The sequence below is a fragment of the Tindallia californiensis genome (assembly GCF_900107405.1).
GTDB lineage: Bacteria > Bacillota > Clostridia > Peptostreptococcales > Tindalliaceae > Tindallia > Tindallia californiensis.
This window is the reverse complement of the sequence record NZ_FNPV01000010.1, coordinates 97,074-113,217: the sequence shown is the minus strand read 5'-3', so window position 1 is coordinate 113,217 and position 16,144 is coordinate 97,074. Positions and strand designations below refer to the sequence as shown.

15 protein-coding genes and 1 pseudogene are annotated in these 16,144 nt (G+C 37.6%); 1 reads left to right on the top strand and 15 read right to left on the bottom strand.

Going from position 1 to position 16,144, the window contains the following annotated elements:
• Positions 1-38: 38 nt before the first annotated feature.
• Positions 39-629, bottom strand: coding sequence for an aldehyde dehydrogenase family protein (locus BLV55_RS14890; RefSeq protein WP_278280057.1), 591 nt, complete (start codon positions 627-629; stop codon positions 39-41).
• Between the two features lie 9 nt (positions 630-638).
• On the opposite strand from BLV55_RS14890, the gene BLV55_RS14980 reads away from it, so the two are divergent.
• Complete coding sequence (locus tag BLV55_RS14980) at positions 639-824, top strand: type II toxin-antitoxin system HicA family toxin (RefSeq protein WP_278280056.1); 186 nt, start codon at positions 639-641, stop codon at positions 822-824.
• Between the two features lie 506 nt (positions 825-1,330).
• On the opposite strand, the gene mobB is transcribed toward BLV55_RS14980, so the two are convergent.
• The 14 genes and pseudogenes from mobB to BLV55_RS13020 all read right to left on the bottom strand — a co-directional run bounded on the left by mobB (position 1,331) and on the right by BLV55_RS13020 (position 15,546).
• Positions 1,331-1,819 (bottom strand): molybdopterin-guanine dinucleotide biosynthesis protein B, encoded by a 489-nt coding sequence (mobB, locus tag BLV55_RS13085; protein WP_093315192.1) that lies wholly within the window; start codon positions 1,817-1,819, stop codon positions 1,331-1,333.
• Complete coding sequence (locus tag BLV55_RS13080; RefSeq protein ID WP_093315190.1) at positions 1,816-3,051, bottom strand: molybdopterin molybdotransferase MoeA; 1,236 nt, start codon at positions 3,049-3,051, stop codon at positions 1,816-1,818. The genes mobB and BLV55_RS13080 overlap by 4 nt, the downstream gene beginning before the upstream one ends.
• 25 nt (positions 3,052-3,076) lie before the next feature.
• Complete coding sequence (locus tag BLV55_RS13075; protein WP_093315188.1) at positions 3,077-4,183, bottom strand: 4Fe-4S binding protein; 1,107 nt, start codon at positions 4,181-4,183, stop codon at positions 3,077-3,079.
• Positions 4,184-4,202: 19 nt separating this feature from the next.
• Positions 4,203-4,874: a TorD/DmsD family molecular chaperone gene (locus BLV55_RS13070; protein ID WP_093315186.1), complete on the bottom strand. Its 672-nt coding sequence runs from the start codon at positions 4,872-4,874 to the stop codon at positions 4,203-4,205.
• 28 nt (positions 4,875-4,902) lie between these two features.
• Positions 4,903-5,589, bottom strand: a complete 687-nt coding sequence (locus BLV55_RS13065) for a 4Fe-4S dicluster domain-containing protein (protein WP_093315184.1) — start codon at positions 5,587-5,589, stop codon at positions 4,903-4,905.
• A gap of 25 nt (positions 5,590-5,614) precedes the next feature.
• Positions 5,615-8,188 carry a molybdopterin-dependent oxidoreductase gene (locus tag BLV55_RS13060; protein WP_093315182.1) on the bottom strand — a complete coding sequence of 858 codons (2,574 nt, stop codon included), beginning with the start codon at positions 8,186-8,188 and terminating at the stop codon, positions 5,615-5,617.
• A gap of 508 nt (positions 8,189-8,696) precedes the next feature.
• Positions 8,697-9,461 (bottom strand): DUF1829 domain-containing protein, encoded by a 765-nt coding sequence (locus BLV55_RS13055; RefSeq protein ID WP_093315180.1) that lies wholly within the window; start codon positions 9,459-9,461, stop codon positions 8,697-8,699.
• A pseudogene (locus tag BLV55_RS15070) lies at positions 9,442-9,900 on the bottom strand (DUF6978 family protein). Before BLV55_RS15070 ends, BLV55_RS13055 begins: the two are co-directional and overlap by 20 nt.
• A gap of 178 nt (positions 9,901-10,078) precedes the next feature.
• Positions 10,079-10,405 carry a hypothetical protein gene (locus tag BLV55_RS13045; protein ID WP_093315178.1) on the bottom strand — a complete coding sequence of 109 codons (327 nt, stop codon included), beginning with the start codon at positions 10,403-10,405 and terminating at the stop codon, positions 10,079-10,081.
• A gap of 21 nt (positions 10,406-10,426) precedes the next feature.
• A complete protein-coding gene (locus tag BLV55_RS13040) occupies positions 10,427-10,708 on the bottom strand; it encodes a hypothetical protein (protein ID WP_093315176.1) in 282 nt (93 codons plus the stop codon).
• A gap of 264 nt (positions 10,709-10,972) precedes the next feature.
• Positions 10,973-11,686, bottom strand: coding sequence for an HNH endonuclease (locus tag BLV55_RS13035; RefSeq protein WP_093315174.1), 714 nt, complete (start codon positions 11,684-11,686; stop codon positions 10,973-10,975).
• A 511-nt stretch (positions 11,687-12,197) separates the two neighbouring features.
• Positions 12,198-13,160, bottom strand: coding sequence for a restriction endonuclease (locus tag BLV55_RS13030; RefSeq protein ID WP_093315172.1), 963 nt, complete (start codon positions 13,158-13,160; stop codon positions 12,198-12,200).
• Between the two features lie 203 nt (positions 13,161-13,363).
• Positions 13,364-14,362, bottom strand: a complete 999-nt coding sequence (locus BLV55_RS13025; RefSeq protein WP_093315170.1) for a DUF2806 domain-containing protein — start codon at positions 14,360-14,362, stop codon at positions 13,364-13,366.
• Between the two features lie 197 nt (positions 14,363-14,559).
• A complete protein-coding gene (locus tag BLV55_RS13020; RefSeq protein ID WP_093315168.1) occupies positions 14,560-15,546 on the bottom strand; it encodes a hypothetical protein in 987 nt (328 codons plus the stop codon).
• Positions 15,547-16,144 lie beyond the last annotated feature (598 nt).

Below are 16,144 nucleotides of genomic sequence, written 5' to 3'. Positions count from 1 at the left end.
CTATCGAAAGATATTTAATCGCCAGAAAGCTCTCTATCCTAAAAGTGGCCGCCTTCTCTCCCCAGCCCACTTTCTTTGATGCCACCAAAGAGCGCTTGTGCCGTTGCTGGTTCACCATCATTCAGCACTGCAATGCCATACTCCAGCTTTTCTGAAACCCGAATGCCCCGGCTGAGAGATTCAGTGAAAACGAATGTAACAACAATAACCAGTGTCAACGTCCCCATAGTGAGCTTAGTCATCAACGATACTGGCTTTAATGAGTTTAACAGAAAGTGATGTACAAAAAGGAACATGAATAGTACGAAGGCAATATTAATCGAAAAGTAGTGAATCATATAGTGATAATAGCGAAACAGAAACATCCAGTAAATAGCCGACATTAGAAAAGGAAAAATAAACAGCATAAGAATCAGAATATATCCTCGTAGTTCCCGAATTTTTTCGTTTTCCGGTTTCCAAAAAATAATTTTCATCATCTTCTTTTTTCTGTGCAAAGAATTGCCAAAACCCTTTTTCTCAAGGATATCTTCCTTGTTTCCTGCCAACCTATAAATACTTTCTGCCTGTCTGTAAAGAATCGTAACCGCTGAAAGATAAGCAATCAATGTCATCAGAAGAAGTACCATCAAGTACAGGTGATCCTTCCTATAACCATAGTAAACACCGGAGATACCAAAGGAAGCCATGCAAAATATAAAAAGTTAGGTATTCCTACAAGAGTAGTGATTATACCTATGCATGATAAAGTTGCAAAAGAGGCCTTAAAAAGTATTTTAGAGCAAGCTGATATACAACTTGATGAATTCTTAAATCTTTTATAGTAACTCATTCTTAGGAATGAGTTTTTTCATGTCTGTGAGATTATTGAATTTTATCTAGCGGTTTTGCTATTACCGACGCCTTCGAACTGGCCCCTAAAGGAATACCCCTTGGCGGTGCTTGCGTATGATAATCTAAAAGTGCGCCACCAAAGCCAAACTCCGATACAATTGAGAGAAACAATTCAATTGACAGGAGTGTGAAAGGTATGATCGTAGACGCGGACATTTATGTCCGAATCCGGCATATGCATACCCAGGAAGGCATCGGTCAACGTAAAATAGCCCGCAGGCTGGGTATTTCTTCTGAAAGATGTCTTTTGTTTTATATTTGGATTTACTGTTTGTTTCCATGTTTTTATTCTATCGCTTCTCCACAAATTTTCCAATGACTTATTCATAGCTTATCCACATTTTTTTGCCTATGCCCTTTGGGGTGCGCATACCCTATAGGGTACTCGTGCTATTTCATTATCCTAAAAAAACCCTGCACGGATGCAGGGTCACTCTTATTGCAGAAATTTTTTTTCGATGTATTCTACTAGTTCGTCTATTTCATTGGGATGGTATTGTGGTTTATCTATATTAAATTTTTTATCTGTAACCAAGGCAAAGATTTCTACTTCCTTACAAAGTAATTCATCTGCAGCCTCTTCTCTAAAAACCTCTAATTTAGGATAGTTTTCTTTTTTATATCCTTCCGTAATCACTAAATCGACATTAGAAAGTGTCGATATCAAATCTTCCAACTTCTTTTCTTCTTCTACTCTTTGAATCATTGCATATTTAGTAGGAGAAGAAATCATTACAATATCAGAACCAGCTTGAGCATGCTTCCATGTATCTTTTCCTGGTTTGTCCATTTCAAAGCCATGAACGTCGTGCTTAATCGTCGCAATGCGATATCCTTTTTTCTTTAAGGCTTTTATTATATGACACATCACCGTTGTTTTGCCTGTGTTGGAGTTTTTTCCAACAATAGAAAATACCGGAATCATGACTTCACCTCAGGTTGATCCAAAAGCTGAATACTGACTTTCTGACCTTTCTCATAAGGGCCTGTACCTGCCGGCACATAAAACAAGGAATTGTTCCCAGATAAACTAGACAAAACTCCAGAACTATGTTTTCCAGGAAATTTTGTATAAAAACTACCGTCCCGATATACAGTAGTTCCTCTGACAAATCGATTTTGGTTGCTTACTTTAGAAAAGTCATTCTCAAGAATTGTTTCTACATTCATCAATCGATGCTTTTCACGCCCCATCATTTTCAACACCAAGGGTCTTACAAATTGCTCAAAGGTAATAAAGGCGGCCGCTGGATTTCCCGATAATCCTATCAGCAGCTTTTTCCCCAAACGTGCTACAGCAATAGGAGTTCCTGGTTTCATACGTACTTTCCAAAAAAGCATTTCTGCACCAGCATTCATAAAAGATTCTTTTACCAAGTCTTTATCACCAACAGAAACCCCTCCAGTAGTAATCACAATATCCGCAATTCCTAACCCAGCTCGTAACTTTTCTGATATAGATTCAATATCATCGCCACACACACCCAGCATTAAAGCTTTTCCGCCTGTTTTTTTCACCTGAGCTGCAATCGTATAAGAGTTGCTGTTTCTGATTTTTCCATCCTGAAGAGGTTGTTGAATCTCCAGCAATTCATCTCCTGTGGAAAGAATCGCTACACGTGGTTTCATGTAAACTGATACGTAGCTCTTACCCAAAGTTGCCATCAGCCCAATTTCCGCTGGCTCAATCACAGTCCCTGCTTTAATCACCATCTGATTTACGTGAATATCTTCTCCTACCCTACTAATATTCTCCATGGTTGACATCGGAGCTTTGATCAGAATTTTTTCTCCGACGTTTTCTACCTCTTCTTGCCGAATCACTACATCGGCTCCCAATGGAATTTTAGCACCAGTCATAATGCGAACAGCCTGATAATCTTTAACACATTTTTCAGAAACGCTTCCTGCTGGTACATAGTCAATCACATCCAGCTCTATTGGTTGATCTGGCGATGCCCCTTGACTATCAACCGAGCGAAGTGCGTACCCATCCAAGGGTGACCGATCAAAGGGGGGAATATTGATGTCAGACACGATATCCTCTGCTAAAACCCCACCTAAGCTGTCTAGTATTGGCACATGAATCGATTGGGTTTGAGGACATTCATCTAAAAGTAGAGCCAGCGCCTCTTCCAAGGTTACATTTGTTCTCATGGATATCCTCCTTTCTAAGGATTTCTTAAGGTTTTTTTCCAAAAATTCGTTGTTTTATGTTGGACTGTTTTAGGCAAGAGTCACATCGTTTCTCTTGTTCATCAATTTGCAGAAAGGTTCGGTGACACTGTTTGCAACTTCTATAATGCCATTCTTTTCTCTCAACCGATTGATCTAAGGTATGAAAATTAATCTTTTTTTCTAGAATAGCCTCCACACGACATACTTCCTGACATCTACCGCAGAAACAACATTTTTTTGTATCATGACTCAGTCTTGCGGCTTTTTCATCTGTTTCTAATGTCCATGCAGACCATGGACAAGCTTTGATGCAGGCACCACACCCTGTACAGTCTTTTGTAACGTCAAGGGAAGCTATCACACCAGCATAAGATGGTAATGCTTTCTTCTTTTCGGCCCAATGATATTTCAACCCACTAATTAATCTTTCTCTCAAGGGAAACCAGCGAGTGTTTTTCTTTTTTATTAGTTCCTGACTGGCATCTAAGACGACTTCCTTTGATTTGATTTTTGCATCCCTTAACATATCCCTTCGGGATAGGGAATGCATTTCTTGCCTAGGGACTCTTTGGTTTTCTATTAGGATCTCTGCCTTTATCTCCAGATCAAAATGCTTGCAAAAATGGATGGCTCGGCTTAATGCAAGTTCAAAATCCGCCAGGTTAGGCCTTACAAGAACACAATCACTACAATGAAACGCATTAAAGTATACTGTTTTATCCCAATGCTCCAAGAGTAGGAGCAACAACAAAGCTTCAGGCATCTTATGAAAACAGAAAAAAACCGCATCACCAGTATTTTCATGAAGACTGCAGGTGATCACTGGCTCATTATTCTCTTTAAGTCTTTTAAGGCTCTTTTCTAATACCTTCGAAGGATATATAATAGCATGAGCAGGGCACAGATACATACAGGTGCCACATTGTCGACACCTGTCTCCATCAATAAATACCTTCTCCCCTACTATTTCAATGGCTTTATACTGGCATCCACCTTGGCAAGCTAAGCAATCTTTGCTTAGCTTGCACTGTCTTAAACATTTGTTTGGTATCCATTCCGGCTCCTGAACTTCAGTTGCTAGCCGAAATAATAGTCCCGTCATCCAATTCATTCAACCCACCACTTATCATTTAATTCAATGCAGCTAACTCCTTTAATTCCAGCATCATCTGATGACTATCTTCTGTTGCTTCCTTGCGAACAAATAATTCTGTTGCCAACCCCAGGTGCTTGTAAAAATGTGTCTTTGCTTGCCGATTTACATTCTGTGTAAAGGGTCTTACCCAGTTTCCAACATGCCGCTTCAGAAATTCCTGCTGCAACTTACCAAACTCCTCTGCGGCTTCATAGTTTTCGGCTTCACAAGACTCCACAACACGCGAAATCAAATAGTAAACGAATTCCAGCTCAATACAGATATGATCATCTGGCTCATTCATTTCGTCTGTTTTTTTCAATCCAGCTGCTTCATAAAACTTCATTGCTTCCCTAGTGGAATCCCCCATAATCTGATGTTTGTTTTCAAGATAAAGGGAACCATAGGGTGGTGCCAACAATGCTTTAGGCCCTACAAACAATGCAAGGTAATCCCCTCGAATTTCCTCACTGAGTTTTGTTGTTTCAATTTCTGTGATCATTTTCTCGACATGGGCTGCTGCTTCTGGATGATGCTCCAGTAACAATGTACGTAGCTGGATCAATGATGATTCATTGATCCTCTTATCCTCCGGCATTCGATAGCAGGATGCCAAAAGATGATATATAACCGCACGAACTTTTTCCTGTTCTAGAAAATTCTCCATTCTTTTAAGTCATCCTTTCACTCGCAAATTATTCTTTCATATCAAAACGATTGATATAATATACATTTGGCTGTGTCCCCTCTTCTGGAAGAAGTACGGTGGATTTATTTTCTGCCAACACCTTGCTGATTTCACTGTCTGGATCTTCTAAATCCCCAAAAATTCGGGCATTTGCTGGACAGGCTTTTACACAATATGGTTCTTCCTCATTTGCCACACGATGATCGCAAAAAGTACATTTTTCTACTTTATTGCTTCTTCGGATGCCTGCATAGGTCAGCGCTCGATCTGGATTGTAATAAGGAATTACTTCCCCCCCTATTCTGTCGTTCAACTCCTTGGCTTCGCCGCTTTGCCAACGTTCAAAAGGTTCCACACCAGACTCATTATAGTAAATCACTCCATAGGGACATGCATGCTCACAAGCTCGACATCCAATACACTGTTCCTCATCATGCATGGTGATTCCGTCGTCTCGTTTATACATAGATTTTGGATCTGTTGGACACACTTCCACACAAGGAGCAATATCGCAGTGATTGCATAGTGTTGAGATATAGTCATAGGTGATATTCGGGAATTCACCTCTTGTTTCTGTTATATAATGAGACCAGAAGATTCCATCTGGAACATTATTCTCATTTTTGCATGCAATAGAACAAGCAGCACAACCAGCACATTTTTGTTGATCAATAATCATTCCATATTTTGCCATTTATATTCACCTCCACATAAGTTATTTATACTCTTTCAATCCTAACTCTAAAACTTCCGTAAAACGCCGTCGAACCACTCAAACGCTCGTAGTCCGCCGCCATAAAGTCATTATTGTTTGCTCCTCTCGCTATTTTATCTTCATAATCTTCCGCTGCTACATGACCCATGGCCCAATGACCCTGCCCAAAGGTTTTTGAAGCCGTTCCAGGTCTAAGGGCATTCCATGTCTTAAGGGTTGTCACTACTTCTGCTGTTGGTGAAATAACACGAACCTGATCTCCATCTTCAAGGCCTAACGCTTGTGCATCCTTAGGATTTATCTTAATGCAATCTCCCCATTTTACATCTCCAGCATCTACGTCTTTGAACTCTTGGAACCAGGAACAGTTCGAAGATCTTCCTTCTCTAGCCATATGAGACTTGCAGTCTACAAAAGAAAAGGGATACTCTTCCTTACTTCCATGCATAAAAGGTTCCGTATAGTGAGGAATATATGCTAACTCTCCTTTGGTGTATGTGTATTTACAAGCTTCTAACACATCGTCAACGGACATATTGTGTTTTTCAGCATGCTGCTCTAATGCTTCTTTTAACGTCTCGCTATAAAACTCAAATTTACCCGTTGTTGTGGGCATATTGCTCCACAATTTTTGGAACTCATATTCATCTGAGTTCCAAATGCCCTTTTCCATAAAGGCTTCCCAGCTATTAAACGCGTCTCCATGGTTTCCAGACTCCGCATAGGCAGCCGAATCCCACACTGGTTGTGTTCGAATTTTAAAGGCATATTTTTCCAACTCAAGGCCATTTGTAGGTTCACGACCTGTTTCTGGATCTTTAAAGGTCTTTAGATAGTCCAAGAGATTCGTAAACCCACGATCTGCTAGTTTTTCAGCCAGCATCCATGGAATCTCAGCCTCAGGATTTTTAACATCGTAAACAGGATCAATACTTCGATCTCCAATCCATAAATGTGTGTATCCATTGCCTTTTTGTGCTGCTGAACTCATTTGCTCGAACATATGATGGGTGGAAGGAAGCAAAAGATCTGCAAAGTGACTCATTTCTGAATAATGGGTTACGCAATGAGCAAAAAACTCCATCTTTGACATAGCTTCATGCCACCGACTTGTTTCAGGACAAGAGTAATTAAAATTACAAAAATAACCTATCCCTACCTTTGGCCGATATGGGTCTTCCGTTAAAATTGCGTCTGCCACTCGGTTGGTCACAACACCTCCACCTGACTTCCCTTCTTTAAGTGCAGGAAATTCTACATAGCCACGCTGATCAATTTTTTGCATTTTACTATTTGTTTGTGCCATTTCATCCATAAAATCATCTGCCGCAGGGAAGGATCCAAGTTTTGGACTCCTACCCGTAATGGTACCGCCTAGATTCTCAGCAGCACCCACCAACCCATTCAATGCATGAACTGCCATTGAATTATAAGCGCCACGTACTTGCATGTTAGATCCTCCGCCCATGAACACCATGACATGAGGTGCTTCCTTGGCAAAATCCACTGCCACTTTACGAATTTTTTCTGCTTCCACTCCGCAGATGGACTCAGCCCATTCGGGTGTTCGATCTTTCAACTCCAAATTCCACCATTTAACAATTCCATTGGTATGAATTTCGTCAAAATTGTCATTTTCAACGGTTTCCCCGGATTTAAAATAATCTTGCCCATTATTGAAATCTCCAACAAATTCCCTTGACCACAATCCTTCTGTTAGAATTACATGAGCCATAGCCGTAGCTAAAGCCCCATCCTGCCCTGGCTTTACTGGTAGCCATGTCTCAGATTTTGCTGCTGTATTAGAATACTTAGGATCGACGGTGGCAATTCGAACGCCCTTTTTTAACATTCCTCCAAAAGCATTTAAGTAATGGGAAACTTGCCGATTGGAACAGAGCGGATCTACACCCCAGCAAATCATGTATTTAGTATTAGCTACATCGTAGTCCCTGTAATTCCAATATCCTTGGGTATAATAAGGTCCAAATTTTTCAGCTTCCGCACAAATTGAACTATGGGAAATGTTGTTGGGAGATCCAATAATTTTAGGCATTGTTCCATAAAGCAACCCATTTATATTGGTATACCTCCCTCTAAATAGAACAAATTTATGGGTTTCATTGTGGTCTCTCAAATCCATCACTCGATCCGCCAACATTTCCATTGCTTCGTCCCAAGAAACAGGAACAAATTGAGGATCTTCCTTTAAGCCTTTATTGGGATTGGTTCTTTTCATAGGCTGTTTGATGCGATCTGGATCATATACCTGCTGAATGGCAAGGTGTGCTCGTGGGCAATCATTTCCACCATGTACTCTTGAAGCAGCGTTTGCCCTTACTTTAATGGCTCGTCCATCTACCACAAAGACTTCTTTGGCACACCAGGAAGTACATCCCAAACAACCACTAGGTTTCCATTCTCCTGCCGTTAACGGTTGAACTTCGCTTGGCCTTTCAACCGTCGTGCCTGTTTCTTCAAGACTTTCCATTCGTTTGCTTCGTCCCGCTTGCCAAAAGCCTGCTACAATCCCTGCCGCAACTGCCCCTTGTACAAATCTTCTTCTTGACAGATTCATTCTCCATCCTCCTCTTACTCTTCAGTTTTTTCGTTAAGGAATTCACATTAAAATGTATTTAACAACTACTTTATCTATTACGCAATTATATCATATCTAAACATTAAATCGATAAACACTAATGTATTAAGTGACTTTTGTCCCTGGGTATTTTTTTTAGAATTTCGATGCAATTTCACTTGCTATTTGCACCACTTTTTTGGATCTTAAGACAGCATCAGATGAACCACCACTGGGATATAGTCCCCTGTGTTAGGATAGTTGTCATAGCCCTCCAACTAAAGTATAGTGAGTGCCAAGAAGAGTTGGAGGAGGAAAATGCGACATCTTTCTTGACAATTACCGGCACCAAAAATTACATTCTACAGCAACCTCCTTTTTACCTTCTAAAATCTCTTACTTTAACCAAATTTGTATTTTAATGTAATTCCATTGTACACTTAATTAGATATTTGAAAGACAAAAAGAACCTGCAATAACAGGTTCTTTTAAACTTAGCTTAGAGTATTTAAGCAATTAGACGGTCTAAAAATTGTTCTCTTTTTGTCCATGCAATTGTTGTTATCCCATATTCACTAAAAGCCCCTAGGATATCGGAACGTATTGATTTATCCATATCGTTTACAAAAACGAACATAGCAGTTTTTCTTTTTCTAACTTCTTGAATGTCATTCCAAGAGAATAATAAGGTTTGGGCTTTCTCTCGAGATGGATTGTTAATAGCCTTAATTAATCTTTCTGGCATTTTTTTTGAGGAAGGAATTACAAAATCAAAGCTATGTGCGAAACCACTTTTACCATTAAATTGAACTGAAGGAGTATATCTTACATCATTAAAATCAAGAAAGTGCTCAACATCCTCCAAAAAAAGACTCGCCACTCTAGTCTGCGACATCATAAACATATCGTTCACGGATATCATGGCTTGGAGTAATAGATGCTTTTTCTGTGGAAAATTATCTACGCTTGCATCCACAATCATCGCATCTCCTTCAAGTCTTACACCCAGACTGTTTAAAATAGTATGCAGTACATTCTGTCTTCTAGGTGAACTTATATCGCATCCAGACATTAGCAGGTCACTAATAACATACCCGTCATCAGTTAAAATAATTTTTTCACCTACTTGCTTAGCATAAATTTGCAAGTGGTCATTATGTCTATCTAGAAACGGAGTAGTGATTTCGTAAAAACCCTTAATTTCTTTTAGTATAATTTTTGATTTAAGCCAGTTTATATACGAATCCACAAAATCATTTGGTTTCAATTTCATCAAACATTCCTCCTTGAACGGAGATATTATTCAAGTTCTCGACTTTGAAATATTCTAAAAACTCAATCAAAGTTTTAATTAAATCCTTAGAATCAGAGAATATTTCATCAGGTAACGGGATTGCCCATGAAGTTCCATAGCCTTCTCTCTATATATGCAAATGGTTTGGCTTAATTTCCTCTCCATTTGGATTAGTGTGTAGAGGACCATCAATATCTAATCGTAGTAAAATTATATCCCTTCTATACCTTCCCTGGAATGTGCATTTGGTAACCTTGATACTAGTTTTACGGTTTATATCAACAATAAATTTTTCTTTCCCGTCTTTTGAAACTACATCTAATTGTTTATAGTTACCCATTTCCGTGAATTTTATTCGTCTTTCATTTGCAATTTTAAGCATATCTAAAAGTGCATTAACTTCAGTTTGAGTTAGCATTACATCTTCCCCTTGTTAAAGTATACATCTTAGCAATATTGCTTGTCACCATTTTTTTATTTAGGTGCATTTCAGAGAACGTTTCGAGGGTTCCCGAAGTCTGGTTATTACATTTATGTTATACCAGATTTTGGGAACCCTCTGTTAGACGACGCTATGGTCTCTCTAATTCTTATACCTACTCATGCATTACTTTAATAACCTCTTGGTCTAGGTATGAATTTATTAGCTGCTTTTGTTTTATAAAAGATCTGTCAATCAAGTTCTCTACAATCGAGTCCAAAATAACTGTTGCTTTCTGGGTGTCAGTAACAAGCTCTTTTGCTTTTTCAAAGGCCTGCCCCCGTTCATCGATTACATTATTGGTGACATCAATAAGCTGTCCCAATATCTCTCTTTTCTGATGAAAGGACAAGACTCTTAAATCTATTGGTATCTTCTGAAGCAAATCACCCAAGTCATCTATTTTTTTCTTTGATACCTCAACCCTTACGGTTCTCTCCACATTGCCCCTCCTAACAATTTATCAGTATACAACTCCCTCTGCAATACTTATCCCTTCAGAATTATCGATTTTCATTATCTCTAATCTCATTTTTTTACCATAAATTTCAATTGAATAGTTATTATCTATGTTAAAGTTAATTGGAACAATAATTCTAATACTCCCTGGTATAACCTTACCTGAGACATATGATGATGGCCCTCCAATTTGGTCAACACTAATTCTTTGCCTCTGCGGCGGAGTCCACCCTAGAACTTCTACCTCATAAGTAGTTCTCTCGTTTTCCCATACTATTGCTTTCACAGAATCACCTCCCACTCCTTTAAATACTGTGTCGTCTAACGGGGCGCATTTGCGACGCCTTCGAACTGGACCCTAAAGGAATACCCCATAGTGGAGCTTCGCTCCCAGTGAGAAGGTGTGGTGCTGAACTGCCCGCAAAACGTACTTCCAGCACCTTTATGCAAATGTATTGTTAAGTGATGTTGGTCGCCCCACTTGTTCAGAAATCGACATAGACGTCGATTCCTTAAGAATCTCTTTATCTCTTACCTTTCAAAAAAGTAATTATTTACAATATGTATTAAAGTGAATCTTTAATAATTCTTTATCAGGGGCATTTTCCAAAGGTTCTCTAAAACTAGCACCTTCCAATATACTAACAATTGTAGCGTCCGCTTTTGCGCCAAACTTTATTTCATAGTTCTCGCCTAACGAGAAATATCCTTTGTCAAACAATTTATCATGATTAGCACATAAACAAATTGCATTTTGCGGATTTAGACGATTTTGTTCATCAACTCTCCAAGGTATAATATGACTACAAATAAGCAAATCATCTTTATTAATATCACATAATGCACATTTATGCATGTATATATCCAAAATATACTCTCTTAATTTATCTTGACCGATTCTTTGCTTTGTTTCCATTGTTATTTCAGTTCTATTCGTATGACTAATGTTCATTCTTTTAATCTTTGATTCAACTTCATTTTCTTCCTCAAAATAAGCTCTTATCTTTATTAAAATATCATGATAATTTCCAGATGCATTTTCAATTAAGTTATTGATATCTTCAATAGCAAGAATACCTTTCTTGTCTCCAGATATATTGAAATGATGAAGAATATCCATCGTAACATACCCTCCACCGTTATCAGGTGCAGGAAGTCCTAGTATTTTAGATTGAATTTTTCTGTGACTCAATCCATCAACTAAATATGCTTTTACCACTTTTAATATCTCTTCCTCTGTAAACTTATTAACACGTCTTGCCATATCTTCATAATCCCCCCTGAAATAAATATGAGAACTCTCTTACTCATACATAATATTAACTTAGGAAGAACCCCCAGCGAAGTTCAATCCAATAAAGCCTACACTTAAAGTAATGCCTTCAAATCTGATGCGCTTTATTAAACCTTTAATGCCATTAATAATCATGTGACATCCCTCCTTCAAATGCTTCGCTGAGTTTGGCTGGTGGTTCTCCAAGTGACCACAAGGGAAGTCCTTCCTAAATTAATATTATTCATTATAAACAGAACTCATCTATATCTTTAGTACTCATAAAGAAGTCTCCCAATACATTGATTATCCCAAGTTAAACTGCACAATCCGACACAGGACGTGGCGGTTCTTGCGACCAATGTCATTTAACGGTTCGTGTTCCAGACGTTTCTGAGCTAGACCCCAACGGAAAACCATCTTGATGGCGCTTGCACCTAGCGAAGGAATGTGGTGCACACTACCCCAGTGCACCCTTGTTGGAACATTTTGTTAGACGACGTTACTCTTTATCAAATTCACTAATCTCACTGATAAAAGCTTTTCGAGCAAATCCTGTCTTATAATTATCCATAAACTTGTCATAATAATCTTTATGATCAAGATGAAAGTGATCGCTTAATTGAAAGCTAGGCACATACCTTATATCCCAAAAAGTAATTAACCACATTAAGTTGCTTTCTGAATATAAACCTTGTCCATCTTTTAACAATTTATTAATATCACTTGGCTTTAATACTTCCCCCTCCTCATTACTTGGATATAAATAATCAGCAAATACAGAAAATTGCTCGTGTTTATTGTCAAAATAAATAGCCCTTGGTCTAATATAATGCCCTTGCCACTCATCACCTTTTGGTAACTTTATGCTTTCCAACCTATCAATTATATCTTCTACATGCTTTAGTTCAGGAAAAGTATTAGCCGTTCTTGAGCTAAGGTAAACAAAGTAATCTTTATAATTTGCAGCCCAAAACGCAGGAGAATATGTATTATAAATTTTCCATCCGATTTGTTTATAGCTTTCAGGAAAAAACAAATGAATTAATTGGAGTGTTGATGGGGTATTAAGTCTTTTTTCAATTTCTATACTGTCCCAATAACGAACGATGATTTTTCCTCTGCTTTCAATCTCCTCAAATCTTTTAACAACTGCGGAGGAAGGTTGAGTAGAACATGCTAATAAGAACCCTTCGGCACCAACTGCTTCACAATCATCAATAATATTATTTGCATCAGTAATACCAACTGACTGTCCTGATACAGCATTATGTTTGCAACTAACGAGCCATTTTCTTTCAAAGGGAGCTAACTTACCATTTACTTTTTCAATAAATATCAAATCACGTCCAGCGTCTGGTCCTACTCCAGTCCAGTGAACTTCAAAACCACTTCTAACCAAAATTTCTCTAATCAACTGTTCGAATTTTACTCCATCTGATGGCAACTCTTTGAAATTAATCATTATCTAAACTCCTTCCTACCTTTAAAACTTATGTCGTCTAACGGCTCCTGACTTCCCGACGTCTATCGGCTCAATCAACTTCCTTCTTCCACTAGCCATGAAGTCGATAGATGTTGGGAAGTCAATGTTAGGCGATGGAATCAATGGAAACGGCCGAATACTTCAAACACAAAAATATATATGCTTTTAAATACAAAATATATTTACACTGTTACTTCAATATCTGCAAGCAAATTAGTATCGTCATCATAATTAATCCCTGACTCATCTATGAAATTTATTCTATGTGCTGTGATGTTGTAATCAGTTGACTTTCGTTGGTACACCTTCAGATTATCTATTAAATATTGTGCATTCGTTGAACTCTTAACAACTTTATATAGTTGAACTCCTGCCTTTGTTAATGTATATATAGAAATAGTTATTTTAAGCTCCCCTTCTTTCTGTGTGCTAAAGATACCTACTAGCTCTTCATTTAATATAAACTTCGTTATATCTTTTGAGATTTTAAGATTAAGTGTCAAACTCTGGGCAGATATCAAGCCACATTCTTCTAAATCTAAAATCTGGGAAAAGTACAACCCTTGTTTATTAAGTGTTTCATTGTTATCAAATATAAAATATGCACTACTAGATTCTACTACTAATTTACTCAATTCTTCAAACAAAAAAGCTTCTGTTTTATTTATGTTTTTAAGCTTGTCCAAAGTCCTGAGTGAATAAGTATTTGGTTGTTTAATTTCGCCAGCTAGTATCCGCCCCCATATTTCTTGCATCTCATTATCACTGATATCTTCTATACTATTAAAGAATCTTGTTATCCAGTCAGAGTCAACTTGCTCTTCTGAAACCTGCACCTCGTTCTCTAACTCTTTATAAGCAACCGCTGCAATTGATTCAATGTTTTGTTGCTTTTTCATTTCCTGATAAAGAAATCTATTTCCTGCACGTTGAATCAATTCTTGTGCGGAAGTAGTGTCTATTGTTACATCTCCGCCTGAATAATGTGTAGGTAAGTTAAGATTTTCGTTGACAGCTTCGCTTATAAGTCTTATTTCAGATGCTTTTGCTTTTGCAATCCGATTAATATGCGTGGGTTCATAAACTTTCCCACATCCACCAGCTAAAACTTCAATTAATTTAGTTATCGGCTCCGATAGTCCTAAAATATCTGTAAATTCAATTCCTTTAATATCGCTCATGCTAATTCCTCCTTTGTAATAACGCAAATATATTCTAAAAAAACTAATTGATTCTGTCGCCTTACGTTTCCGCAGTTTCCGACGTTCCTTCCTTTTAACGCCTTAGCGGAAAAAGTGGCGCAAGGCTTGCCTCGCAAGACTTGTGACATCGGAAGGAATGTAGGAAAATGACGTGTTAGGTGATGTTTAATCTTTTCCTAATACTTTCTACTTTGAATAAATTCATTAATATCAAATTTGATTTTATTATTTTCATCGTAGTCTTTACGAAAATTTTCCCAGCTCTTAGATCGTACACTTTTTCTGACAAATTCATAACTCATTAAAGTAAATGCCTCTGCAACTGCAGTCAAATCATCTAGGAAAATAGACATTACATCATCACTTATATAATTATTATCATACGTAAGATATATTCCATCGCGATAATTAGCTTTTCCTCTAAATCTGAAGCTTTGATTCAAAAAATTTACTTTCTTTTTTTTGAGTTGACTGTCGCGAAGTTCTCTTCCTACTTTTTTTCTAAAATCTTTAACGTTGAGATTCTTGAATTCCTGACTTTTTTTAATATTCTCTTGCGAAATTTCTGATTCTCTTTTTGCAGTACCTTTCAAATATGACAGCAATACACCTTGTGCTTCGTATTCATTTTTAGGTGTATCATTTGTATCATAAGGATTACCATTCTTGAGAGCCTCTATTTCAGCTTTATAATCATTTGGTACAAGACTTTCAACAGTCCAATGAAATGGTTCAATAATTTTTCCCTTATTAACTAGATCTGTATGATACATTTTAGCAATCTTTGAGTGTGTTTCTGCATCATTACCTGTTGATGCAACAAGCATCGCTTTTGTACAATAATAAATATTATAGTACCAAGTAACTATTGCGGAACGTATTATCACTGTTTTACAATCAGCTTTACTTAATTCTTTCATTGCAGACAAATAGTGTATACCAAATACAAGATGCTCAAATGAGGCGATCTCTTGTTCTTTTCCAATACTTTTATTGGGTCTAATATCATCATAAAATTCTTTAATATTTGAATAGTTAAATCGTTGATTTTCACAATATATTCTTAATGCCTTTATCCAATTTATTGTACCTAATGTAGCAAAATGATGATTAGGTCTATCTCCATCTATACGGACTATTTCATTTATTAACCACGAACTCATGATATCCTCCCATTTATGTATTTTTTAAAGTTAAAATTGCTTGGTTAAATTTCACCTAACGTCTTATTCCCGCCACTCAGTTCGCTTTACCTCCCATTTCAATAGGTATTAGCGAACCTTGGTTCGCTAATACCAACTTCTTTCTGTAACAGTGCAAAGCCCATTTGTTTTACTCTTCCAACCACCTATCCAACGGACTCTTTATTTTTCTAAGACTCTCATTGCTCACTTTGCTTAAAACAGCAATCACTTCTTCATTATTTAAGACTTCAGGAAGCTTGTTCTTTTTTTTAGGTCTTGGTATTTCGTAGTTCAACGGCTTATGTTTCAAGGCAAATTGAAAGAAGAAAAGGAAAGGAAACCGATCCTTCGTCTGCATTTTTTTGAAAATCGGTTATCACGTATGACACCGCCTCCTGCCTCACGCTGAGCTGACTCTCTAATAAGCGGGCATGCCCCTCATACCCATATGACCACTGCTTTTATTATGCCTTAATTATACCTGTAAATCCAGCAAATAAGGTAATTCCTTTTGCATGAGCTTCTAAGAAAAAATATTAGCTTCACTCTTAAATGGGTAATAACTTACTACCTTCAT